The organism is Mesorhizobium sp. PL10 (assembly GCF_053714315.1).
Genome location: NZ_JBSKBR010000001.1, coordinates 679,060 through 701,881 on the forward strand (window position 1 = coordinate 679,060; position 22,822 = coordinate 701,881).

The following is a 22,822-nucleotide window of genomic DNA, read 5'->3' on the forward strand; positions in this document are numbered from 1 at the left end:
GGTCCGTCACGATGAAGGCCACGGGACGGCCAAGAAGGCGGATTGTGATCAACCGGAAAGTTCGGATCTAAAATCGGCGCGAGTTGACGCCGCAAAGCTTGTGCGCACGGATCACGAGTATAAACTCTGGCCAGTTTGAAGCCTGAGCAAGGAAGGTCAGTTTTCAGATGAAGCTGCGCATATCGGGAAAGCACATGGATATCGGCGATGCGTTTCGTACGCGCATCACAGATCGTGTCGGCGAGGCGATCGGTAAATATTTCGATCGCGGTTTTTCAGGGCATGTCACCGTCATCAAATCGGGGTCGCGCTATTCGGCCGATTGCATGATCAGGCTGGATTCCGGCGCTTCGCTGCAGGCGACCGGCGATGCACAGGATCCAACGCTTGCCTTCGAGGCGGCTGCGGATCGCCTCGAAACCCGGCTTCGGCGCTACAAGCGCCGTCTGAAATCGCACAATTCAGGCAATGGAAATGGCGACATCACCGACATCGCCTATACGGTGATGGCGCCGCTGGCCGACGACGACGAGGAGATTCCGGAGGATTTCGCCCCGGCCATCGTCGCCGAATCAACCATGACGCTGCAGACCATGTCGGTGGCGTCGGCAGTCATCGAGCTCGACACCAAGGAGAGCCCGGTCTTCGTCTTCCGCAACGCCGGAAACGACCACCTCAACATCGTCTATCGGCGGCCGGACGGAAATATCGGCTGGATCGACCCGTCCACGACCAAAGTCGCACAGGCGTGACGACAATGGGTCGCACGGGCGTGACGACAATGGTCGCACAGAGATAATAGCCAGCCGCGCGAGGGGCGAGGACTGGCGACGGCAGGCGAATAAGGGATTTTCAAGCATGGATCTGAGCGATCTTATCAACGTTCCGGCGATCTTGCCGGCGTTGAAGGCGAACTCCAAAAAGCAGCTTCTGCAATTGCTGTCCGAGAGAGCGGCGGCGATTTCCGGCATTCCGGAGCGTGAAGTGTTTGACACCATCCTGCAGCGCGAACGGCTGGGTTCCACCGGCGTCGGCAACGGCATCGCCATTCCGCACGGCAAGCTCGCCGGGGTCAATCGCATCGCCGGCGTCTTTGCCCGGCTGGAGACGCCGGTCGATTTCGAGGCGCTGGACGACCAGCCGGTCGATCTGGTGTTCTTGCTGCTGGCCCCGGAAGGCGCCGGCGCCGATCACCTCAAGGCGCTGTCGCGCATCGCCCGGGTGTTGCGCGACGCCGACACGGTGGCGAAGATCCGAGGCACGCGCGATGCGGTCGCCATCCACGCGCTGTTGTCGGACACGCAGGCTTCGCACGCAGCTTGAAGGTTTTGTTGGATTAAGCTTCCAGGGGCCGCCAAAGGCGGCCCTTTGCATTTCCGATCGTGACAGTCGCCTATTTCTATCGGTCGACCATGATCTTGCCCGAAAACCGGTTCCCACTTTTCGGGATCATGGTTTTAGTGGATGGCGACCGTCGTCAGGTCGTTTTCCATGGCGCCGGCCAGAGCCCGGTCCTTGGCGTCCGAAAGCAGGATCGGCTGGCCGTTGGCGGCAAACAAGGCCCACAGGACCATGCCGGGCGCTATTTCGCCGAGATTGGGGAAACGTCCCAGCAGTTCGTCGCTCGAGACCTTGCGGAGGTAAGCGACCGAGCCTTCGCCGAGATGGGCGAATTCGCCGCTGGTCATGGTGATGGTTTCGTCAGTTCTAGTCATTTCAAAGCCTCCTTGGCGCGAGGACGCCGCTCAAGGCCATCCCGCATGAGAGCCATCGGTAAAGATCAGTCTTTCACCGATATATTTATTTTCCGTACCAGCCGTTCGGTATCAGGCCGATCGAGATCGATCGACAAAAGGCCGTTCTTCAGTTCCGCTGCGATCACCCGCATGCCGTCGGCCAGCACGAAACAACGCTGGAACTGGCGCGCGGCGATGCCGCGGTGGAGGAATTCGCGCTCGGTGTCGTCGGTCTGACGGCCGCGCACGACCAACTGGTTTTCCTCCGTGGTGACATCGAGATCGCTTTCGGCGAATCCCGCTACAGCGAGCGTAATGCGCAGCCTTTCGGCCTTGCCGTCGGCACCGCTGAGGCGCTCGATGTTGTAGGGAGGATAGCTGTCACCGGATTTCGCCAATCTTTCCAGGGTCTTTTCCATGGCATCGAAACCCAGGAGAAGCGGGCTGGAGAAGGGCGTCATTCGGCTCATGTTACACTGTCCTCTTTGGAGCGACATAAACTGGAAAAACCCGGATGGCATTTTTCCCGATGGTCTTGATATGGTCCGCGCCGCGGCCAAGTTCAAGCCGCCGAACACCCCCGCCAAAAAGACTCCCCCGCATAAGGAAATGAAATGCCCCAGACCCGCAAGATCATCATCGACACGGATCCCGGCCAGGATGATGCCGTCGCCATATTGCTGGCGCTCGGCAGCGCCGAGCTGGAGATCGTCGGCATCTCCGCTGTTGCCGGCAACGTGCCGCTGAAATTGACCGAAAAGAACGCCAGAAAAATCTGCGAACTGGCCGGTCGGCCCGATATCAAGGTCTATGCCGGCGCCATCCGCCCGCTGGCGCGCGAACTCGTCACCGCCGAGGAAGTGCACGGCAAGACCGGCCTCAACGGCCCGCAACTGCCCGATCCGAAGATGAAACTGCAGGGCCAGTATGCAGTCGATTTCATCGTCGAGACGCTGATGAAGGAAGAGGCCGGCACGATCACGCTGTGCGCCCTCGGTCCGCTCACCAATGTCGCGCTGGCGCTGATCCGCGAACCGAAGATCGCACCGCGCATCAAGGAAATCGTGCTGATGGGCGGCGGTTTCTTCGAGGGCGGCAATGTTACCCCGACCGCAGAGTTCAACATCTATGTCGACCCGCAGGCCGCCGACCTGGTGTTCAAATCGGGCATTCCGATCGTCATGATGCCGCTCGACGTCACCCACAAGGCACTGACCACGGCCAAGCGCACGCAAGCCATCCGCAAGCTCGGCACCCGGGTCGGCACCGCCACGGCCGAGATGCTGGAATTCTTCGAGCGCTTCGACGAGGAGAAATACGGCACCGATGGCGGGCCGCTGCATGACCCGTGCGTCATCGCCTATCTGTTGAAGCCGGAGCTGTTCAAGGGCCGCAACTGCAACGTCACCGTCGAAACGGCTTCCGAGCTCACCATGGGCATGACCGTGATCGACTGGTGGGGCGTGACCAAGCGGCCGAAGAACGCCATGGTCATGCGCGACATCGACCATGACGCCTTTTTCGCGCTCCTGACGGAGAGGTTGGCGCGGCTTTAGGCGCTTCTTTTGCCTTCTCCCCTTGTTGTGGGAGAAGGTGTCGCCGAAGGCGGCGGATGAGGGCTGTTCTAGGACGCTGACGTCTCACTCCGCTGGAACACCCCTCATTCGTCTCGGCGCTATCGCGCCGATCCACCTTCCCCCACAAGAAGGGGGAAGGAAAGGCGCTTACTTCGCCTTCGAAAAGGCGAGCCACAGGCCGCCGCCGACCAAAAAGCTGCCGCTGATCCTGGACATCAGCTTGATGCGGCTGGCTGAAAGCAGGCGTCCGGCGCGGCTGGCGGCGAGCGCATAGGTCGAGTCCGAGACGGCGGCGAAGATCATGGCGGTGAAGCCCATGACGACGATCTGCAGCGTGTAATTGCCCTGCGGGGCGATGAACTGCGGGAAGAAGGCGCCGAAGAACACCAGCGTCTTCGGGTTGCTCAGCGCCACAGCCAAGCCCTGCAGGAAGAAGCCGCCGCGCGGCTTCCTCGCCGTGCCGTCGGCGTTCAGCGTGCCCCTGGAGCGGAACATCTGCACGCCCATCCAGATCAAATAGGCGGCGCCGATCAGGCGCACCCATTCGAACCAGTGGCCCATGCCCGCGATCAGCGTGTTGAGGCCGATGCCGACAATGGCGATCATCACGGCAAGCCCGGCCTGCGTGCCGGCGACATTGGCAAGCCCGGCGCGCGCGCCGTGGCGAATGCTGTTGGCGATGATCAGCGTCACCGTCGGACCGGGCACCAGGATGATGACGATGCAGGCAAGGACATAGGCGGCGTAGAGTTCCAGCGACATTGGGGTTCCTCGGGGATTTCCTCAGGCAGAATGCGCCTCGCTCGGCGCGTCAGGGCCTGATCAATGCACGCCATCGACTCTGGTGCAAGCCGTCAGGACAGGTCGCCTTCGGTCGCGAATTGACGTCAGCTCGCTCCGACCTGCCACGGCAGAGCCGCCTCATAGGCCGCGCCCACGCGCAGCACGGCGAGGTCGCCGCGCGGTCGGCCGATCAGCTGCATGCCCATCGGCCTGCCCTTGGCGTCGAAGCCGACCGGCACGTTGAGCGCCGGACAGCCGCCCAGCGTAGCGAAGGCCGAAACCTGCATCCAGCGATGGTAGCTGTCCATTGCGCGCCCGGCGACTTCATGCGGCCAGTGCGTGCCGATTTCGAAAGGGAACACCTGCGCCGTCGGCAACGCGATGAGGTCGAAGCGGTCGAACAGCGCCAGCAGCGTCCGGTGCCAGGAGGTGCGGACGACCGAGGCCGCGCGGATTTGCGGCGCTGTCAGCCGCATGGCGTTCTCGACCTCCCACACGGCTTCCGGCTTTAGCAGGCCACGTTTGTGCGGATCGTCATAGTGGATTTTGAGCGCCGTGCCGCTGCTTGCTTGGCGGAGCGTCACGAAGGCCTGCCACAGCGCTTCGAAATCGACATCCGGCAGCAAGGGCTCGGTCACGAAGGAGGCCTCGGCGAAGCGCCCGAGTGCAAATTCGCATAGATCGAGGATGCCTGTTTCAACCGGCAGATGGCCGCCGAGATCGCCGAGCCAGCTGATGCGGCCGCCGGTTGCCGGCGTGGCCAGCCCTTCGAGGAACGAGCCGGGTTTCTCCCAGGACAATGGCGCGTGCGGATGGTAGCCCGCCTGCACATCGAGCAGCAGTGCTATGTCACCCACACCGCGGCCCATCGGCCCGTCGACGCCCATCTGGGCATGAAAGACCTCGACGTCCGGTCCGCCGGGGACAAGGCCCTGCGACGGGCGGAAGCCATAGACATTGTTCCAGGCAGCCGGATTGCGCAGCGAACCGCCGAAATCGCTGCCGTCGGCGACAGGAACCATGTCCAGCGCAAGGGCGACCGCAGCGCCGCCGCTCGAACCGCCGGCGGTGAGCGCCGGATCGAAAGCGTTCAACGTCGGGCCGAACACGTCGTTGTAGGTGTTGGATCCCAGTCCGAATTCGGGAACGTTGGTCTTGCCGATGATGATGGCGCCGGCATTGCGGATGCGCTCGACGAAGAAATCGTCCTCCTGCGGGACGAAATCGGCGAAGATCGGCGAGCCGAAACTGGTCCTCAAGCCGTTGGTCATGGCGAGGTCTTTTATCGCCATCGGCAGGCCGAACAGCGAGCCGGCCGGCTTGCCCCGAGCCAGATGCGCGTCAGCTGCGTCGGCCTCGCGCAAAATGTCCGTGCGCTCGCGCAACGAGACGATGGCGTTGACCAGCGGGTTCACAGCGTCGATACGGTCGAGGAATGCGGCGACCACCTCGCGCACGGACAGGCGACGCAGTCTGATTGCCTCGGCAAGGTCGATGGCGGACAGGCGGCAGATGTCGCCGGCCGGCGGCACGGCGTGCTTCGTGGCGGGGCGCATGGCTGTCAACCGGCGTTGTTTCGCAGGGCGGCATCGACATCCGCCGCCAGCGGGATCGCCGGCTGGGCGCCCGGCTTCAGGCAGGCCAGCGAACCGGCAGCTGCGGCGCGGGTGAGAGCCTGTTCGAGCGGCAGGTTGGACGCCAGCCCGGCAGCGAGATAGCCGCAAAACGTGTCGCCGGCGCCGACCGTGTCGACCGGCGTAATCTTCAGCGCCGGCACGGTCAGGAAATCGTCCGGCGTCGCCGCCAGCACGCCATCGCCGCCGAGCGTGACGACAATGGTGCGGCCGGTCTTGCCGGCGAAGTCGCGCATGCGCGCTGGGCGGTCGCGCCCTTTCAGCGACAGCGCCTCGCCGTAGAGGTCGAATTCGGTTTCGTTAGCGACGGCGTAGTCGGTCTTGCCGAGAAAGGCAGCGGCCTCGCTGCGGAAGGGCGCGGTGTTGAGCACGGTGACCGCACCGGCGGCGCGCGCGGCGTCAAGAGCGGCTTCGACGGTCTGCAGCGGGATTTCGTGCTGCAGCAGGACGACGTCGCCCTTCGCAAGGAAAGCCTTTGCGAGATCGCCGGGCAGCACAGAATCATTGGCGCCTGGCACCACGGCGATGACGTTCTCGCCATCGGCGCCGACCAGGATCAGCGCCGTGCCGGTGGAAGCGAAGCTCTGGCCGACGCCGGAGAGATCGACCATGCCGGCCACAAGCAGGGCGAGCGCGTCGGTGGCGAAGTTGTCCTTGCCGACGGCACCGACCATGCGCACCTTGGCGCCGGCGCGCGCCGCAGCCAGCGCCTGGTTAGCGCCCTTGCCGCCGGGAGCAGTGGTGAAGCCGGAGCCGCGGACCGTTTCACCCGGCGAGGGCAAGCGGTCGACATTGGCGATGAGGTCGAGGTTGATCGAGCCGACAACGATGATCAAGAAAATGCCTCCTGCGGAATGCGCGGGAAGCTAACCTGTAAGCCGGCGGCTTGCCAGAGCAGGCAGAATTTTTGCGTAATTTCCGAGGGCTCGCAGAAAGAAAAACGCCGGCGAAGGGTTTTCGCCGGCGTTGCTTACGCGGGGTGCTTCATCAGGAGGCGGTCTGGCCCGCTTCCCAGCCGAGGATGGCGCGCTTGCGCGTCAGGCCCCAATGATAGCCAGTCAGCGCGCCGGACTTGCCGATTGCCCGGTGGCACGGCACGACGAAGGACAACGGGTTGGCGCCGACCGCCGCACCCACCGCCCGGCTTGCCTTCGGCGCGCCGATGCCGGCGGCGATCGAGGAATAGGTGCATGCCCTGCCCATCGGGATCCTCAGCAGCGCATCCCAGACGCGCAGCTGGAAGTCGGTGCCGATCATCACCACGCGCAGCGGCTGGTCGGCGCGCCACAGCGTCGGATCGAAAATGCGCGCGGCATAGGGCCGGGTGGCGCTCATATCCTCGACATAGGTCGCGTTCGGCCAGCGGCCCGACATGTCGGCGAAGGCCGCCCGCTCGCCGCCCGGATCGTTGAAGGCCAGCCCCGCAAGACCGCGGTCGGTGACCATGATCAGGGCGATGCCGAAGGGCGAGATGTGGTAGCCGTAGCGGATGGTCAGCCCGGCGCCGCGCGTCTTGTAGTCGCCCGGCGACATCGCCTCATGGGTGACGAACAGATCGTGCAGCCGGCCGGGGCCGGACATGCCGAGCTCGAACGACGTTTCGAGCAGCGGCATGCCGGAATCGAGCAGCTTGCGCGCATGGTCGAGCGTGACCGCCTGCAGGAAGGCCTTCGGTGACAGGCCGGCCCAGCGGGTGAACAGTTTCTGCAGCCCGGTCGGCGTCTCGCCGACATCGGCGGCCAAGGCTTCCAGCGACGGCTGGTCGCGATAGTCGAGGCTGATCTTCTCGATGGCGCGCCGCACGACCTCGTAGTCGCTGCCTTCGGGAGTGATGTCGTGCTGCAGGATCGCTGTCGGTTTCATCTGCGTATTCATGGTCATCTGGGCGTTCATGGCAATATCTCCTTGACCGCGAATATCGGTCTTCCCGCCCTTTGCAACCACCCGAAACTTGCCTTGTTGCGGCGCAAACCCAGATAGAAGCTGACCCAGATAGACACTGGCCGAGATAGACACTGGATTGCGAACCGGGAGATGCCGATGGCCGGCGAAAAGGTAAACCTGACCGGGGCAAGGGAGACCTTGCTGATGACGCTCTACGGCAAGGCGCTGGAGAGCCGGCTGCCCGGTTCGCTGCTCAGAGACCGTTTCGCGGATGATGCTGTGCGCAAGATCGACTATGATTTCTCGCGGCTCAAGGTCGACACCAATCTGGGCATCGGGCTGGCGATCCGGGCGAAGACGTACGATGTCCGCGTCCAGGACTTCATCGCCAGGAATCCCGGCGCCATCGTGCTGCATCTCGGCTGCGGGCTCGACACGCGCATCTTCCGTGTCGATCCGCCAGACGGCGTGGAGTGGTTCGACGTCGACTTCCCGGATGTCATCGCGATCAGGCGCAAGCTCTACCCGTCCCGGGAGCACTATCACCTGGTCGGCTCTTCGGTGACCGATCCGGACTGGCTGGCTGAGGTGCCCCGCAACCGCCCGGCCGTGGTGGTGATGGAAGGACTGACGCCCTATCTCCCGGCAGAGGAGGGGCCACGGCTGTTGTCGCGCCTTGTCTCGCATCTCTCCGGCGGCGAGTTGATGTTCGACGCCTACAGCCGCTTCGGCCTGAAGATGTTGCGCCTCAACCCGACCATCAGGGCGACGGGGGCCGAGGTCCACTGGGCGATCGACGATCCGCACGAACTGGAGCGCGCTGTTCCGAAGCTGCGTTTTGTCGACGATATCTCGGCCTACAGCGCTGAACGTACAGCTCACATGGGCTGGTCTTCAAAGCTGTTCATCGCGCTCTGGAGAAACATTCCCGCATTGCGCAAGGTCGGCAGGATTCTGCGCTTCCGGTTCTGAGGCGCCGGCTCTAGCGTATCCTGGCTTTCGTCAGCGCACGTGAAAAGGCCGTAGCAAAACTCTCGCGAGAGTCGGGGTCAAGGAATGATCCGATCGGCACATTCTGGCCCTGTGCCTCCACTACCATTTTGGTGATGCCGATCTCGGCATGGCGGGCAACGGAAAAGCGGGCCCAGAACGGATTGAAGCGGTGCGCTTCCGACTTGCCCGAGGGTGCGGTCTTGCGGATGTCGAGGCTGGTGCGCGACACCGAGACCTCCTCGCGGGCGCGAGCTGCGCGGTAGTTGGCGCGGAAGGCGATGTAGACGGCGATCACGTCGAGGCCGAAGAAGCCGAACACCGGCCAGGCGCCACGCGACAGGAAGAATGCGCCTGTCACCGCCCAGCCGAACAGCAGCGTGCTCATCAGGATCAGGAAGCCCGTCTTGCCCAGCGACCGGTGTGGGGTCAGCAATGCGTGAAAGAAGGGCTCGTCAGCCTGAAACGAGGCGTTTGTGTCGCTCATGCGGGGATATTATAGGAAGGGAATGGCGACCCCCAAGTCCAAAAATCTTCCGCTACCCAAAAGTGAACTCCTGCCCGGCCGGCGCGATGGCTCGAACGCCAAGCCGCGGCCACAGCCGGCCCGGTCGCTCTACAGTGCGGCCGAAGTGCATGAGATCTTCCGGCGGTTTTCGGTGCAGCGGCCTGAGCCGAAGGGCGAACTCGAGCACGTCAACGCGTTTACGCTGCTGGTGGCGGTGGTGCTGTCGGCGCAGGCGACCGACGCCGGCGTCAACAAGGCGACGCGGGCGCTGTTCAAGGTCGCCGACACGCCTGAAAAAATGCTGGCGCTGGGCGAGGCCAAGGTCGGCGAGTACATCAAAACCATCGGGCTCTGGCGCAACAAGGCCAAGAATGTCATTGCGCTGTCCGAAGCGCTGATCCGCGACCATGGTGGCGAGGTGCCCGGTGAACGCGATGAACTGGTCAACCTGCCGGGGGTCGGGCGCAAGACCGCCAATGTCGTGCTCAACATGGCGTTCGGCCAGCACACGATGGCGGTCGATACCCATATTTTCCGCATCGGCAACCGGCTCGGCCTGGCGCCCGGCAAGACGCCGGAGGAGGTCGAGCAAGGGCTGCTGAGGATCATTCCGGATGAATATATGCGCCATGCGCATCACTGGCTGATCCTGCATGGCCGCTATGTCTGCAAGGCGCGCAAGCCGGACTGCCCGGCCTGCGTCATCGCCGATATCTGCAAGGCGGCGGAGAAGACGACAGACGTGCCGGCGCCGCTGGTGGAAATCGCGGCGCTCGGCCCCTCCGACGCCCCGGATAACTAGTTCTCCTCCACGAACACCTCTTCGCGCTTCTTCTTGACCGACGGCAGGAAGACGACGACGAGCACGGCCAGCGCAACGAGCAGCAGGCCGGTGCTGATCGGCCGTGTCACGAAGGTCGAGGGGTCGCCGCGCGACAGGATCATAGCGCGGCGCAGGTTTTCCTCGAGCAGCGGGCCGAGCACGAAGCCGAGCAGCAGCGGAGCGGGTTCGCAACGCAGCTTGGTCAGGACGTAGCCGAGCAGGCCGAAGAAGGCGACGGCATGCAGATCGAAGGCGTTGGTGTTGACGCTGTAGACGCCGATAGAGCAGAACGCCATGATGATCGGGAAGAGCACATAATAGGGGATCGTCAGGAGCTTCACCCACAGCCCGATCAGCGGCAGGTTGAGCACGATCAGCATCAGATTGCCGATCCACATCGAGGCGATGATGCCCCAGAACAGCGCCGGCTGTTCGGTCGCGACATTGGGACCGGGCACGATGCCCTGGATGATCATCGCGCCGATCATCAGTGCCATGACCGGGTTGGCCGGAATGCCCAGCGTCAGCATCGGAATGAAGGAGGTCTGGGCGCCGGCATTGTTGGCCGATTCCGGTCCAGCGACGCCGGCGATGGCGCCCTTGCCGAATTCTTTCGGGTTTTTCGACACACGCTTCTCGACCGTATAGGAGGCAAAGGCCGCAAGCACCGCTCCGCCGCCAGGCAGGATGCCGAGCGCCGAGCCGATGATGGTGCCGCGCACGATGGGCGCCGCCATGCGCTTGAAGTCGTCGCGGGTCGGCATCAATCCGGAGACTTTTTTGATCATCACCGAGCGCTCATGCTCGTTTTCGAGGTTGCGCAGGATCTCGGCGACGCCGAAGACGCCGACCGCCACCGCGACGAAGTTCAGCCCGTCGGCATATTCGCGGATGCCGAGCGTGAAGCGCGGCGTGCCGGTGTAGATGTCGGTGCCGACAATGCCGAGCAGCAGGCCGAGCACGACCATCGCCAGCGCCTTGACGATCGAGCCGTGGGCGAGCGCGACGGACGAGACGAGGCCGACGATCATCAGCGAAAAATACTCCGCCGCGCCGAATTGCAGCGCTATCGCCGTCAGCGGCGGAGCAAAGACGGCGACCAGGAAGGTCGACACCGTGCCGGCGAAGAACGAGCCGATCGCGGCGATGGCCAGTGCCGCCCCGGCGCGGCCGTTGCGGGCCATCTGGTAGCCGTCGATGGCGGTCACGGCCGACGAGGATTCGCCGGGCATGTTGATGAGAATGGCGGTGGTCGAGCCGCCATACTGGGCGCCGTAGTAGATGCCGGCGAGCATGATCAGCGAGGAGACCGGGTCGCCGATCTGGAAGGTGATCGGCAACAGCATGGCTATGGTTGCGGTGGCGCCGATGCCGGGTAGGACGCCGATCAGCGTGCCGAGCAGCACGCCGATCAGGCAGAAGCCGAGATTTGCCGGCGTTGTGGCCGTCGAAAAGCCGAGCTCGAGGTTTTTGAGAAGGTCCATCCCGTCACCTCACAATGCCAGCCATTGGGGCAGCCAGGGGCCGAAGCGCTGGAACGGCAGCCCGAGCGCGTAGCTGAAGACCAGCACCGAAAACAGCGTCAGGCCGGCCGACAGCACAAGTGCGGTCAGCGGCTTCATGCGGCCGCTGGCAAAGGCGGCGATCAGCGACGTCAAGAAGATCGACGGGACGAAGCCGAGGCCGCGCACCGTCAGGCCGAAGAAGATCGGCGCCGGCAGGATGAAGAACATGCCGCGCCAGGCAATAGGACCGACCGGCTCGCCCTCGACGCGCACCGCCTGGACGAGGATGATGGCGCCCAGCACGATCAGCACGATCGCCAGCACCAGCGGGAAATAGCCCGGTCCCATGCGGAAGGCGGTGCCGATTTCGAGGCCGAGCGATTGTATCGCGAAAAAGGCGCCGAAAAAGATGAACAGCGCGGCGCACAGGCCGTTTGTCCTGTCGATTGCGAAGGGTTTCATGACGGTCCTCCCAGGCTCCGGGGCCTGCCGTTGCTACTGTGAAACGAATGAAAGCGGGGCGCCGGAAGCGCCCCGTTCAAGCCATCAATCAGCGTACTGTCCGGCGGCTTCGATGATCGGCTTCCAGCGCGTGATCTCGCCTTCCAGCTTGGCCTTCAGCGCCGTCGGCGTCGCATCGGCTTCCGATGACGGCTTGGTGCCGAGTTCGGCGAAGCGGGCGATGACATTGGGGTCTTTCAGCGCGACCTGGAGCGATTTCGACAGGCGGTCGGTGACCGCGGCCGGCGTGCCCTTGGGGGCATAGAGGCCGTGCCAGATGCCGACCTGCACGGCGGGCAGGCCGCCTTCGATCGTGGTCGGCACGTCCTTCAGCACATCCAGGCGTTCCGGCGTGGTGACGGCATAGGCCTTGATCGTGCCGCCCTGGATCTGCTTGGTGGTGTTGGTGGTCTGGTCGCACATCATGTCGACCTGGCCGCCGAGAAGGTCGGTCATGGCCGGCCCGGTGCCCTTGTAAGGCACGGTGACCAGAGGCGTGCCGATGGCGCTCATGAACAGCATGCCGCACAGATGCGAGGCCGCCCCGATGCCGGCATTGGCGACGGTGATGGAGTCTTTGTTGGCCTTGGCGTATTCGACCAGCCCTTTCAGATCGGTCGGCTCCAAATCCTTGCGGGCGACGATGGCCATCGGCACCTCGGTGACGAGGCCGACATATTCGAAGGCGTTCAGCGTGTCGTAGGCGAGCTTCCTGTAGAGCGTCGCACTTGTCGCCATGCCGATGTGATGGAGGAGCAGCGTGTAGCCGTCCGGGTCGGCGTTGGCGACGCGGCCGGCGCCCAGCGTCCCGCCGGCGCCGCCGACATTCTCGACGATGATCTGTTGGCCGAGATCCTTCGACATGGCTTCGGCGACGAGGCGCGTGACCGTGTCGGTCGGACCGCCGGCCGCAAACGGCACCACGACGGTGATGGTGCGCTCGGGATAGGTCTGTGCGCCGGCGGTGAACGAATAAAGCGTGACGGCCGCGGCGGCGGCCAGGGCGGTAACGAATTTCCTCATCGTGATCTCCTCCCAGGATATCAATTTCCAACCGTTGCCCGGAACCCCGCCAGCGATGTGCAACATAGGCAGGCTAACAGATTGTCGCCTGACGCAAACTGCAAAATACAGTCTTCGGCAACCATGGCGATCGGTGGAGAGTATCCCGGCGGAGATGGGTTTCGTGTTGGCGCTTCAATAACCGTAGCCGCGCGCCATGGCCGCCGCGAAGACCGGGATCAGCAGGAAGATGAAGGCTTCGGCGCGCACATAGGTCTTCACCGAGGCGAGCTCCGCCGCCGGCACCTGGAAGCCGGGACTGGAGCTGGCCTGCCGGTTCCAGGAGATGAAGCGGATGGTCGGGATGATCGACAACAGGCCGACAATGCCGAACGCCGCCATCTTGGCCCAGAACACCCAGTTGTAGACGTAGAACTCCCAGCCCTTCAGGCCATAGATGACGCGGCCGATGCCGATGACAATGATCAGACTGGCGATGATGCCATAGTGGCGGTCGATACCGGCAAGCCGCTTGAGCGTGGCGGCAGAGAGATCGCCGCGGATCAGGACGAATTCGGCGCCGATAATGCCGGCCAACGAGAACACCAAGAAATGATGGAAAATGGCAAGTACGAGATCGGTGGTGTCCATGGCGTTCTGCTCCATTGGCGGTATCAAGACCGGCCCTCACCGGACCGGCTGCGGAAGGTAGCATCGTTCGGCAGAATTCCCAGAGGCGGGCTGCTTCCAGTCCAGTCATCAGCGTCATTGACGCCACATCCTGACAGCAAGCTCGATTGATGGATCGAGAAAGCTTGCCTGGCCGCACAATGATGCGCCTTGGCCCTTGTTGGCGAGCGTCGGTCTGTTAAGCGACAACCGTCAACGGAGGCAGAGTTTCATGGGCAATCCAAAAGCAGCCGGCGTTCCGGTCATCGAAACGGAGCGGACCATCCTGCGGGCGCACCGGATCGATGATTTCGACGACTATGCCGTCATGTGGGCCGATCCCGTCACCACCCGCTTCATCAGCGGCAAGCCGCGGACGCGCGAGGAAAGCTGGATCCGCTTCCTCAGGCACGCCGGCTTGTGGTCGCTGCTGGGCTACGGCTTCTGGGCGATCGAGGACAAGGCCAGCGGACGTTTCATCGGCGAGGCCGGTTTCCACGACCTCAAGCGCGATATCGAGCCGTCGCTCGAAGGCATTCCCGAGGCCGGTTGGGCGCTGGCGCCGCAGGCGCATGGCAAGGGTCTTGCTAGCGAAGTCGTCAAGCGGGCGCTGGCCTGGGGTGACGAAACCTTTGCCGGCGCCAGAACCGTCTGCATCATCGATCCGGAAAACACGGGCTCGCTGAACGTCGCGGCAAAGTGCGGCTACACGAAGGTGCTGGAAACGACCTATCACGATGGGCCGACCATCCTGCTCGAACGGCGGGTGTGAAGCACTTCATCGACGCAATTGCCTCGTTCTGCAAAAATTGCCATCCTGATCTAGCGACGCAATTCCTGTGGGAAACCGCTCACATCTTTCCTGGAATTGCTCATGGGGGAGCCGGCCAATGCGTGCAATCAATGCGATACTTCTGAAGCTTTTCTGGGCGGGGTTGCTGCTGTTTGCGGCCGTGCGGCTGGCGGGCGCCGATGCGACGGTGCCGACCGCCGACATCGAGGGTGCGGCCGACAATCATCTGGCCAAGCGCTATGAGGGGTCGTTCATCGTCTCCTACGAGAAATTCGCCTATACCGATTTCACCGTGCCGCTGTCGCCGCTGAAGCCGAGTGCAGATGCGGACGCGCGTGATGCGATGAACAATCGCATCTATGCGCCGGACAAGAAGGCCGAGGTCGAAGGCGCCTTGACCCGCATTGCCTATGTGCTGCCGGCCGAGCGTTCGCCGCTCGAAGTGCTGCGCAACTATCAGGATGTGATCGAGGCCGCCGGCGGCGAAGTCCTGTTCGACTGCAAGAAGGAAGAGTGCGGCGGCGCTGCCGACCGGTCGTCGAGCGGCGGCGGCGGCGACATGAGCCTGATGATGTATTTCTTCCACGAAAGCGACATCAAGGACGCGGCCTTTTCCAATGGCGCCTGTGCGGTAACCACGGGCATCAACGACCAGCGATTCTTCGCCGCCAAGGTGCCGCAGGACGGTGGCGACGCGTACGTCACCGTTCAGGCCTATTCGCTGATCGATGACCTCTACTGCAAAGAACTCAACGGCCGCACCATCGCCGTCGTCCAGGTGCTGGAGCCCAAGGCGCGCGACAAGAAGATGGTGGTGGTCGAGGCGGCCAAGATGGCGGATTCGCTGTCGGCAACCGGCTCGATCTCGCTCTACGGCATCTTCTTCGACACCGACAAGGCCGACATCAAGCCCGAATCGGAACCGACGCTGAAGGAAATTTCGACGCTTCTGACCAACGAGCCCGGCATGGCGGTGATCGTGGTCGGCCACACCGACAACCAGGGCGCTTTCGACTACAATATCGACCTGTCGTCGCGCCGCGCCCAATCCGTGAGGGCAGCGCTTGTTTCGAAATACGGCATTGACGGCGGGCGGCTGACGGCCGCCGGCGCCGGCATGATGGCGCCCGTCGCCAGCAATGACGACGAAACCGGCCGCGCCAAGAACCGCCGCGTGGTGCTGGTCAAGGCGAACTGAGGCTAGCCACGCCTTCTTTTTTGACGCAATCGCGGACGGAAAACCGCTGCGCACTTTTCCTGGAATGCTTTTAGGCCTCGGCCAGACGCGCGGCCTGCTCGAGCATCGAGGCGTCCTCGCCGAAGGCGCGGGTGGCGCGGGCGGCCGCCTCCAGCAGAGCCGGCGTCATGCGGCGCAGGAAGGCCGTATCGACGCGCGTCGACGGACCGGCGAGCGTCAAGGCGCCGAGCAGAACACGGCCCGGTCCGAATACCGGGGCTGATACGCCCGCCGTCTCCGGGTCGCGATCGCCGATCGACATATAGTGGCAGGCCTGGCGAATGGTCTCGTATGGCTCGCCCTGCTGGCCTGAAAACGCCGCCAAGACGCGGCCACCCGAGCCGGCGAGCAACGGCAACAGGTCACCTTCCTGGATGGTGTAGCGGATAGGATGCTTGGATTCGACGCGGTAGAGACAGGTGCGGGCGTCACCCGAGCGGACATAGAAGGCCACGCTTTCCCAGCTCCGCTCGGCGAGATCACGCATGATCGGCAACAGGATGTCGACCGCCACCACAGAGCGCTGGTAGAGCGCGCCGAGGCGGAAGGTGGCGGGACCTATGCGGTAGCGGCCATCGTCGAGCCGCTCCAGCAACTGGCCACGCAGCAACGAGTTCGCCAGCCTCAGTATGGTGCTCTTGTAAAGCCCGGTGCGCGCCGCGATCTCGGCCAGGCTGAGCGAGCGGTCGGCGGTCGCGAAAGCGTCGAGAATGGCGATCGCGCGGTCGAGCGCGGCGACGCCATCGGCCTGTAACGGCTGGGATCGCGCTTCGGTCATCTGCTTGACGGTTTCATTTCAATTACTCGCTCAGATCAAAGCCGATCGAAGGGATTGTGCCGCATACTCTGAATTCTGTCTAGTAGAACGGCGTTCCTGTTGACAGAACGTTTCGAAATCTGCATGAATTTTTGCCGAGCGGGTCTGTTTTCAGGCTACGTTTCTGGCAGGCACCGGAGGAGGTGTCGTGATTTGGAGGAATCCCATGCTGAACAGACGCAGATTTTTGATGAGCACCGCGGCCGCAGGCGCTGCCGGTTTCGTCGCAACGCATTTGATGCCCGCCTTCGCTCAAGATGCACCGCAGATCCAGATCTTCGTGCCGGCCGCGCCCGGTGGCGGCTGGGACCAGACAGGACGCACCATCGATCAGGTGCTGCGCAGTGAAAAACTGATCTCCGGTTCGCAGATCACCAATGTCGGCGGCGCCGGCGGTACGGTCGGCCTGCCGCAGTTCATCAGTCAGTGGAAGGGCAAGGGCAATTCGCTGATGGTTGCCGGCATGGTCATGGTTGGCGCCATCATCGCCAACAAATCGGCCAACAACCTTTCAGAAGTCACGCCGATCGCCCGCCTCACCGGCGAATTCGAGGCGCTTGTGGTGCCGGCGGACTCGCCGTTCAAGACGGCCGGCGATTTCGTCGCGGCGCTCAAGGCGGATCCGACCAAGGTTCCGGTGGCCGGCGGCTCGGCCGGCGGTTCCGACCACATCCTGTTCGGCCTGATCGCCAAGACGGTCGGGGTTCCGGCAACCAACCTTTCCTACGTGCCGTTCGCGGGCGGCGGCGAGGCGCTGTCGGCGCTGCTCGGCAACCAGGTCGCGGCCGGCATTTCCGGCTTCGGCGAGTTCTCCGAGCAGATCAAGGCAGGCGCGCTCCGGCTGCTCGCCATTTCCGCCGACAAGCGCCAGGACGGCATAGACGCTCCGACGATGAAGGAAGCCGGCATCGATGTCGAGCTGTTCAACTGGCGCGGCGTCTTTGCACCGCCCGGCGTCTCCGACGCCGACAAGGCGGCGATGGTCACGATGATCGAGACCATGGCCAAGAGCGACGCCTGGGCAACCGAGTGCAAGAACCGCAACTGGACGCCCATCCTGTTGACCGGCGACGACTATGCAAAATTCCTCGCCGACGACACCGCCCGCATCACCGCGATCCTAAAGGATCTCGGCCTCGCCTGACACTCCAAGGGGGCGGCCAACACCGCCCCCTTCCGACTTTCGCCCGCGGCATGGACATATGATGCGGTGGGGGTGAAACTGCGGATGCGGCCAGCGGGAGGATGCCGGCCATATTGGGAGGACATTGATGAGCAGCAGCGACCAGCAGCCGGCGCCCCCGCGCCTTGCCATGCCCGAATTGTTGATCGGCATCGGGCTTCTCGCCTGCGCCGCGGCCGTTGCCTGGCAGACCCTGGCGATCCCGGTGTCGCCGCTCTATTCCAAAGTCGGGCCGACCGTCTTTCCCTACATCACCATGACCGGCATGATCGTGCTTTCGCTGCTGCTCATCCTCGCCGCGGTGCGCGGCGGCTGGCAGCCGCAGGAGGAAAAGGAAACACCGACCGACTGGAAGGCGATGGGCATCGTCGTTGCCGGGCTGGTGGCCAATCTGGTGCTGATCCAGCCGCTCGGCTTCACCGCCGCCTCCGTCATCATGTTCGTGCTCGTCTGTTACGGCTTCGGCAGCAAGCACACGCTGCGTGATGCGCTGACCGGGCTGATCCTGGCGCTGGCCGCCTATTTCGGCTTTGCCAGGGCGCTCGGCGTCAACATCGGCGCCGGCTTCATCGAAAACCAGCTGAACACGGTGATCGATGCGATCATCACCACGTTGAGGGGCTGACGCCATGGAGACGCTCAGCCATCTCGGGCACGGATTTTCCGTCGCTTTTTCGCCGATGAACCTGTTGTGGTGCCTGGTCGGCACAACGCTCGGCACCGCCATCGGCGTGCTGCCAGGCCTCGGGCCGGCACTGACCATCGCGCTTTTGTTGCCGATCACCTACCAGGTGGCGCCGGAGGCGTCCTTCATCCTGTTCGCCGGCATCTATTACGGCGCCATGTATGGCGGTTCGACGACGTCGATCCTGCTCAACACGCCGGGCGAAAGCGCCACCATCGTCACCGCGCTGGAAGGCAACAGGATGGCGCGCTCCGGTCGCGGCGGCGCTGCGCTGGCGACGTCGGCGATCGGCTCGTTCGTTGCCGGCACCATCGGCACGATGGGCGTCGCCTTCCTGGCGCCGGTGGTGGTGAAGTTCGCGCTGGCGTTCGGGCCCGCCGAATATTTCTCGCTGATGGTGCTCGCCTTCATCACGGTGTCGGCAGTGCTCGGCTCGTCTTCGGTGCGCGGCCTCACCAGCCTGTTCATCGGCTTCGTCATCGGCATGATCGGCGTCGACCTGCAGACCGGCCAGCCGCGCTTTACCTTCGGCATGAACGAACTGCTCGACGGCGTCGATGTCATCATTGCCGCCGTCGGCCTGTTTGCCGTCGGCGAAACGCTCTACATGGCCTCGCGCCGCTATGCCGGCAAGGACGAGATCGTGCCACTGAAGGGCTCGCTCTACATGACCGCGGCCGAGTGGGGGCGCTCGTGGAAGCCGTGGCTGCGCGGCGCTTTCATCGGCTTCCCGATCGGCGCGATGCCGGCCGGCGGCGCCGAAATCCCGACCTTCCTGTCCTATGCCATCGAAAAGAAGCTGTCGAAGCACAAGGGGGAGTTCGGCACGGTCGGCGCAATCGAGGGCGTTGCCGGTCCGGAAGCCGCCAACAATGCGTCTGCCGCCGGCGTGCTGGTGCCGATGCTGACGCTCGGCCTGCCGACCTCGGCGACCGCTGCGATCATGCTGTCGGCCTTCCAGAGCTACGGCATCAATCCGGGACCGCTGCTGCTTACAACGCAGGCCGACCTGGTCTGGGGCCTGATCGCCAGCCTGTTCATCGCCAACGTCATCCTGGTCATCCTCAACCTGCCGCTGATCGGGCTGTGGGTGCGGCTGCTCAAGATCCCGGCGCCGCAGCTCTACGCCGGCATCCTGGTGTTCGCGACCGTCGGAACCTACGGCATCTCGCAGTCGCCGATCGACCTCATCATCCTCTATCTGCTGGGGGCCGCCGGCTTCCTGATGCGGCGCTTCGATTTCCCGACCGCGCCGGTCATCATCGGCATGATCCTCGGGCCGCTCGCCGAAACCCAGTTCCGCCGGGCGATGACGATCTCGAATGGCGACTGGTCGGTGTTCTACACCCACAAGCTGTCACTGACGCTGCTGATCCTCGCCTTTATCGGGCTGGCCGGGCCGCATATCTGGGCCTTCATCGAGCATCGACGCCGGCGCGGACCGGAGCATGTGCCGGGCGATGCCTGAGCGATCTGGAGTATCATGACCGATTTGCTTGCTGGCATCCGCGTTCTCGACCTGACCAATGTTCTGGCCGGGCCGTACTGCGCCTACCAGCTGGCGCTGCTCGGCGCCGACGTCATCAAGGTCGAGGCGCCGCAAGGCGGCGATCTGGCGCGCCAGCTCGGCGCCTCGCCGGCGCTCAACAAGGCCGGCATGGGCGCGTCGTTCCTGGCGCAGAACGCCGGCAAACGATCGGTGGTGCTCGACCTCAAGAATAAGGCCGACCGCGAGCGCTTCCTCGACCTGGTTGCCTCGGCCGACGCGCTGGTCGAGAATTTTCGTCCCGGCGTGATGGAGCGGCTGGGTATCGGCTATGAAGCACTGAAAGAGGTCCGTCCCGGTCTCGTCTATTGCGCCATATCGGGCTTCGGCCAGACCGGGCCGATGCGCGACAATCCGGCCTACGACCAGATCATCCAGGGGCTGTCGGGAATCATGAGCATCACCGGCACGCCGGAGACCGCACCGCTGCGGGTCGGCTATCCCGTCGCCGACACACTGGGCGGGCTGGTCGGGGCTTTCGCCATTGCCGCCGCGCTGGTCAAGCAGAAGACATCGGGCGAGGGAGCGTTTCTCGATGTCTCGATGCTCGAATGCACACTGTCGGCGCTCGGCTGGCCGGTGTCCAACTATCTGACCGCCGGCGTCGAACCGAAGCCGATGGGCAATGAGAACATGACGGCGGCTCCCTCCGGTGCGTTCCGCACCGGTGACGGCCTGCTCAACATCGCCGCCAACAAGCAGGAGCAGTTCGTCACGCTCTGCCGGCTGATCGGCCAGCCAGAACTGGCCGAGGATGCGCGCTTTGCCGAACGCGAGACCCGCAAGCAGAACCGCGCAGCGCTGAAGGTGCTGATCGAGGCAGCGCTCGCGAGCGCCTCGGCTGCTGCCTGGGAGGACAAATTCAACCGCGCCGGTGTACCGGCGGGCCGGGTGCTGACGATCCCGCAGGTGCTTGGCGAGCGCCAGGTGGTCGAGCGCGACATGACCACGCGGTTCCAGGATCTGCCCTGCATGGAGCAGCCGCTGACCGTCGTGCGCGGTGGCTTCATGGTCGATGGTGCGGCACCCTTGCCGGTCCTGCCGCCGCCTGTGCTCGGCGAGCACATGGACCAGGTTTTTTCCGACTTGCCGCCGCGCGCCAGGAGAAGCGCGTGAGCGAGAAGGGGAAAAAAACCGGCCGCGAGCGCGGCGAGGAATGGTGGCAGACCGGCATCATCGAGATGAGCCCCGGCATTATCCGGCTGCGCGGCTATGAAATCCAGGATCTGATCGGCCGCGTCAGCTTCCCGGCAACGATCTGGCTGATGCTGCGCGGTGAGCTGCCAAGCGAAGAGCAGGCGGCTCTGCTTGGCATTGCGCTGGGGGCCGCCGTCGATCATGGGCCGCAGGCGCCGTCGATCGCCATTGCCCGCATGGCCATCACCTGCGGCGTCGGCATTAACAGTGCCATGGCCTCGGCGGTCAATGTGCTGGGCGACGTCCATGGCGGCGCGGGCGAACAGGCGCTGTCCTTCTACGGCGACATCGCCGTGGCGCTCGACACAGGTGCGACGCTGGATGAGGCGGTCTCGGCGCGGCTCGATCGCTTCTTCGCCGAGGGGAAAGGCTATGTGCCGGGCTTCGGCCATCGCTTCCACCCGGTCGATCCGCGCGCGCCGCAGCTGATCGAGGTGACGCGCGATTTTGCCGCGCGCGGCGTCGTCAGCGGGCGCTTCGCCGACATCGCCGAGGCCGTCGAGGCGGGGGTCGCACGGCGCAAGGGCAAGAAGATCCCGCTCAACATCGACGGCGCCACGGCCGTGATCTATGGCGAACTCGGCTTTCCGCCGCCGCTGACGCGCGGTCTGTTCGTGTTGTCACGTTCGGTTGGCATCCTGGCGCATGCGTGGGAGCAGTCGCAGCAGAGCGACCGCAACAAGGGGCCGCTGCCGCGCGAATGGCTGTGGGCCTATACCGGCACGCCCGTGCGGCCGTTTCCCGCTGAAGGTGACGAGGGCAAGTGAGGCTCAGGCCGGGTCCGGCACCGCGGGCAGAGGCGCCGCGAGGTTTGCAATCAGCGTTGAAAGGTCCGGCTCATCGATGAGCAACGCCGCGTCCTGCGGCTTGAGCCATGCCCGCTGGCGGCTTTTGGCCTCTTGCCAGTTGGCCAGTTCCTTGGACACTTCCAGGAGGTAGACGACGACGTCGACACGAACGAAATTGTGCTCCAGCCGTTTCCAGTATGAATAGCTGCCGGCCAGCTGCTTGCGTGTCTTGCCGAGCACGCCCGCCTCTTCGCGCGCCTCTATGGTGGCAGCTTTGCGTCCGCTCTTGCCTTTCATCGGCCAGCCCTTGGGCACGATGAAGCGCTTCGTCGTGCGCGACGTTACCAGCATCACTTCGAAATTGCCGTTTTCGTCCTGGCGAAACGGGATGGCTGCGACCTGGCGAATGCGTTCGCCTCGCCTCGCCTTGCGCACTGCCTTTTTCTTCGTTGTTGCCATTTGCTGAAAACCCGGTCGACGGGCGCACCGCCGCACGCCGCCTGCAAACCCCAAAAATGCCCGCGGGGCAATGAGGCATTTTTTATTAAATAAGTCGACTAAGTAAATTGCAAGCGACCGATATCAACGGCAAACACGCACAATCTGGTTGCCGATGATCTGAATCGGGCAGCTTTGCCTGACAACCGGCACTTCGGGGCGCGGCTGCGGCACGATCCGACGATCCTGCTCGCGGTATTGCTGCTGCTGTTGCTGGAACTGCTGGCGTTGAAAGCTGTTGCGCAACTGCTGCAGCTGATTCTGCTGTATCAGCCGGTTGGCGCTGGGGTTGACGGCCTGCGCCGAGGCAGATTGCGCCATGCCAGGCAGCGTCGCCGCCGCCAGCAGTGCAGCCGTCAGAACTGTCGAAAGGCGAAGCACCGACATCCGTTCATTCCCGTCCAAAACATGACCTCCTCTATATAGGGCGTTCGTCCCGATCTGCCATGGGCCGGCAAAATCCCAT

General features: G+C 64.0%; 26 protein-coding genes. 12 read left to right on the forward strand and 14 right to left on the reverse strand.

Features of this window, described 5'->3' with window-relative positions; all coding sequences use genetic code 11:
- The first annotated feature begins 167 nt into the window (after positions 1-167).
- Together hpf and ptsN are read left to right on the forward strand one after the other, a co-directional pair.
- Positions 168-752: a ribosome hibernation-promoting factor, HPF/YfiA family gene (gene hpf / locus ACWGTO_RS03405; RefSeq protein ID WP_454573437.1), complete on the forward strand. Its 585-nt coding sequence runs from the start codon at positions 168-170 to the stop codon at positions 750-752.
- Between the two features lie 106 nt (positions 753-858).
- A complete protein-coding gene (ptsN, locus tag ACWGTO_RS03410) occupies positions 859-1,323 on the forward strand; it encodes a PTS IIA-like nitrogen regulatory protein PtsN (protein ID WP_454573438.1) in 465 nt (154 codons plus the stop codon).
- Between the two features lie 134 nt (positions 1,324-1,457).
- On the opposite strand, the gene ACWGTO_RS03415 is transcribed toward ptsN, so the two are convergent.
- Positions 1,458-1,715 carry a BQ00720 family protein gene (locus ACWGTO_RS03415; RefSeq protein WP_023683072.1) on the reverse strand — a complete coding sequence of 86 codons (258 nt, stop codon included), beginning with the start codon at positions 1,713-1,715 and terminating at the stop codon, positions 1,458-1,460.
- 65 nt (positions 1,716-1,780) lie between these two features.
- Complete coding sequence (locus ACWGTO_RS03420; protein WP_023669741.1) at positions 1,781-2,206, reverse strand: Hsp20 family protein; 426 nt, start codon at positions 2,204-2,206, stop codon at positions 1,781-1,783.
- Between the two features lie 144 nt (positions 2,207-2,350).
- Between ACWGTO_RS03420 and ACWGTO_RS03425 the strand changes: the two genes are divergently transcribed.
- Complete coding sequence (locus ACWGTO_RS03425; RefSeq protein ID WP_454573439.1) at positions 2,351-3,292, forward strand: nucleoside hydrolase; 942 nt, start codon at positions 2,351-2,353, stop codon at positions 3,290-3,292.
- A gap of 168 nt (positions 3,293-3,460) precedes the next feature.
- Here the strand turns inward: ACWGTO_RS03425 and ACWGTO_RS03430 are convergent, their stop codons facing one another.
- From ACWGTO_RS03430 to ACWGTO_RS03445, 4 genes are all read right to left on the reverse strand, one after another.
- Positions 3,461-4,075: a LysE family translocator gene (locus ACWGTO_RS03430; RefSeq protein WP_454573440.1), complete on the reverse strand. Its 615-nt coding sequence runs from the start codon at positions 4,073-4,075 to the stop codon at positions 3,461-3,463.
- A 125-nt stretch (positions 4,076-4,200) separates the two neighbouring features.
- Positions 4,201-5,652, reverse strand: a complete 1,452-nt coding sequence (locus tag ACWGTO_RS03435; protein ID WP_454573441.1) for an amidase — start codon at positions 5,650-5,652, stop codon at positions 4,201-4,203.
- Between the two features lie 5 nt (positions 5,653-5,657).
- Positions 5,658-6,566: a ribokinase gene (locus tag ACWGTO_RS03440; protein WP_454573442.1), complete on the reverse strand. Its 909-nt coding sequence runs from the start codon at positions 6,564-6,566 to the stop codon at positions 5,658-5,660.
- A 151-nt stretch (positions 6,567-6,717) separates the two neighbouring features.
- Entirely contained in the window at positions 6,718-7,623 is a 906-nt protein-coding gene (locus tag ACWGTO_RS03445; RefSeq protein WP_454573443.1) for a methylated-DNA--[protein]-cysteine S-methyltransferase, read from the reverse strand.
- Positions 7,624-7,770: 147 nt separating this feature from the next.
- Between ACWGTO_RS03445 and ACWGTO_RS03450 the strand changes: the two genes are divergently transcribed.
- Entirely contained in the window at positions 7,771-8,586 is an 816-nt protein-coding gene (locus ACWGTO_RS03450) for a class I SAM-dependent methyltransferase (RefSeq protein ID WP_454573444.1), read from the forward strand.
- Between the two features lie 10 nt (positions 8,587-8,596).
- On the opposite strand, the gene ACWGTO_RS03455 is transcribed toward ACWGTO_RS03450, so the two are convergent.
- Positions 8,597-9,091, reverse strand: a complete 495-nt coding sequence (locus tag ACWGTO_RS03455; RefSeq protein WP_454573445.1) for a DUF2244 domain-containing protein — start codon at positions 9,089-9,091, stop codon at positions 8,597-8,599.
- Positions 9,092-9,113: 22 nt separating this feature from the next.
- Here ACWGTO_RS03455 and nth point away from each other — a divergent pair, with 22 nt between their 5' ends.
- Positions 9,114-9,914, forward strand: a complete 801-nt coding sequence (gene nth, locus ACWGTO_RS03460; protein ID WP_454573446.1) for an endonuclease III — start codon at positions 9,114-9,116, stop codon at positions 9,912-9,914.
- Here nth and ACWGTO_RS03465 read toward each other — a convergent pair.
- From ACWGTO_RS03465 to ACWGTO_RS03480, 4 genes are all read right to left on the reverse strand, one after another.
- Positions 9,911-11,419, reverse strand: a complete 1,509-nt coding sequence (locus tag ACWGTO_RS03465) for a tripartite tricarboxylate transporter permease (protein ID WP_454573447.1) — start codon at positions 11,417-11,419, stop codon at positions 9,911-9,913. The two genes, nth and ACWGTO_RS03465, sit on opposite strands and share 4 nt — an antisense overlap.
- Before the next feature lie 9 nt (positions 11,420-11,428).
- Positions 11,429-11,902 carry a tripartite tricarboxylate transporter TctB family protein gene (locus ACWGTO_RS03470; RefSeq protein ID WP_454573448.1) on the reverse strand — a complete coding sequence of 158 codons (474 nt, stop codon included), beginning with the start codon at positions 11,900-11,902 and terminating at the stop codon, positions 11,429-11,431.
- An 84-nt stretch (positions 11,903-11,986) separates the two neighbouring features.
- Positions 11,987-12,964 carry a tripartite tricarboxylate transporter substrate-binding protein gene (locus ACWGTO_RS03475; RefSeq protein WP_454573449.1) on the reverse strand — a complete coding sequence of 326 codons (978 nt, stop codon included), beginning with the start codon at positions 12,962-12,964 and terminating at the stop codon, positions 11,987-11,989.
- Between the two features lie 174 nt (positions 12,965-13,138).
- Positions 13,139-13,594 carry a DUF2214 family protein gene (locus ACWGTO_RS03480; RefSeq protein WP_454573450.1) on the reverse strand — a complete coding sequence of 152 codons (456 nt, stop codon included), beginning with the start codon at positions 13,592-13,594 and terminating at the stop codon, positions 13,139-13,141.
- Positions 13,595-13,844: 250 nt separating this feature from the next.
- Between ACWGTO_RS03480 and ACWGTO_RS03485 the strand changes: the two genes are divergently transcribed.
- Positions 13,845-14,384 (forward strand): GNAT family N-acetyltransferase, encoded by a 540-nt coding sequence (locus ACWGTO_RS03485; RefSeq protein ID WP_454573451.1) that lies wholly within the window; start codon positions 13,845-13,847, stop codon positions 14,382-14,384.
- A gap of 118 nt (positions 14,385-14,502) precedes the next feature.
- Positions 14,503-15,603: an OmpA family protein gene (locus ACWGTO_RS03490; protein ID WP_454573452.1), complete on the forward strand. Its 1,101-nt coding sequence runs from the start codon at positions 14,503-14,505 to the stop codon at positions 15,601-15,603.
- A 70-nt stretch (positions 15,604-15,673) separates the two neighbouring features.
- Here the strand turns inward: ACWGTO_RS03490 and ACWGTO_RS03495 are convergent, their stop codons facing one another.
- On the reverse strand, positions 15,674-16,420 hold the full coding sequence (locus ACWGTO_RS03495) for an IclR family transcriptional regulator (RefSeq protein WP_454573453.1): 747 nt from the start codon (positions 16,418-16,420) through the stop codon (positions 15,674-15,676).
- A 205-nt stretch (positions 16,421-16,625) separates the two neighbouring features.
- Here ACWGTO_RS03495 and ACWGTO_RS03500 point away from each other — a divergent pair, with 205 nt between their 5' ends.
- From ACWGTO_RS03500 to ACWGTO_RS03520, 5 genes are all read left to right on the forward strand, one after another.
- Positions 16,626-17,603, forward strand: coding sequence for a Bug family tripartite tricarboxylate transporter substrate binding protein (locus ACWGTO_RS03500; RefSeq protein WP_454573454.1), 978 nt, complete (start codon positions 16,626-16,628; stop codon positions 17,601-17,603).
- Positions 17,604-17,730: 127 nt separating this feature from the next.
- On the forward strand, positions 17,731-18,267 hold the full coding sequence (locus tag ACWGTO_RS03505; RefSeq protein WP_454573455.1) for a tripartite tricarboxylate transporter TctB family protein: 537 nt from the start codon (positions 17,731-17,733) through the stop codon (positions 18,265-18,267).
- A gap of 4 nt (positions 18,268-18,271) precedes the next feature.
- The gene (locus ACWGTO_RS03510) at positions 18,272-19,795 is read left to right on the forward strand and encodes a tripartite tricarboxylate transporter permease (RefSeq protein WP_454573456.1); all 1,524 of its coding nucleotides are present in this window, start codon (positions 18,272-18,274) and stop codon (positions 19,793-19,795) included.
- Positions 19,796-19,810: 15 nt separating this feature from the next.
- On the forward strand, positions 19,811-20,989 hold the full coding sequence (locus ACWGTO_RS03515) for a CaiB/BaiF CoA transferase family protein (RefSeq protein ID WP_454573457.1): 1,179 nt from the start codon (positions 19,811-19,813) through the stop codon (positions 20,987-20,989).
- Entirely contained in the window at positions 20,986-21,837 is an 852-nt protein-coding gene (locus tag ACWGTO_RS03520) for a citryl-CoA lyase (RefSeq protein ID WP_454573458.1), read from the forward strand. The genes ACWGTO_RS03515 and ACWGTO_RS03520 overlap by 4 nt, the downstream gene beginning before the upstream one ends.
- Before the next feature lie 3 nt (positions 21,838-21,840).
- On the opposite strand, the gene ACWGTO_RS03525 is transcribed toward ACWGTO_RS03520, so the two are convergent.
- Positions 21,841-22,317 carry an NUDIX hydrolase gene (locus ACWGTO_RS03525; RefSeq protein ID WP_454573459.1) on the reverse strand — a complete coding sequence of 159 codons (477 nt, stop codon included), beginning with the start codon at positions 22,315-22,317 and terminating at the stop codon, positions 21,841-21,843.
- 123 nt (positions 22,318-22,440) lie between these two features.
- Positions 22,441-22,743 (reverse strand): hypothetical protein, encoded by a 303-nt coding sequence (locus ACWGTO_RS03530; protein WP_454573460.1) that lies wholly within the window; start codon positions 22,741-22,743, stop codon positions 22,441-22,443.
- Positions 22,744-22,822 lie beyond the last annotated feature (79 nt).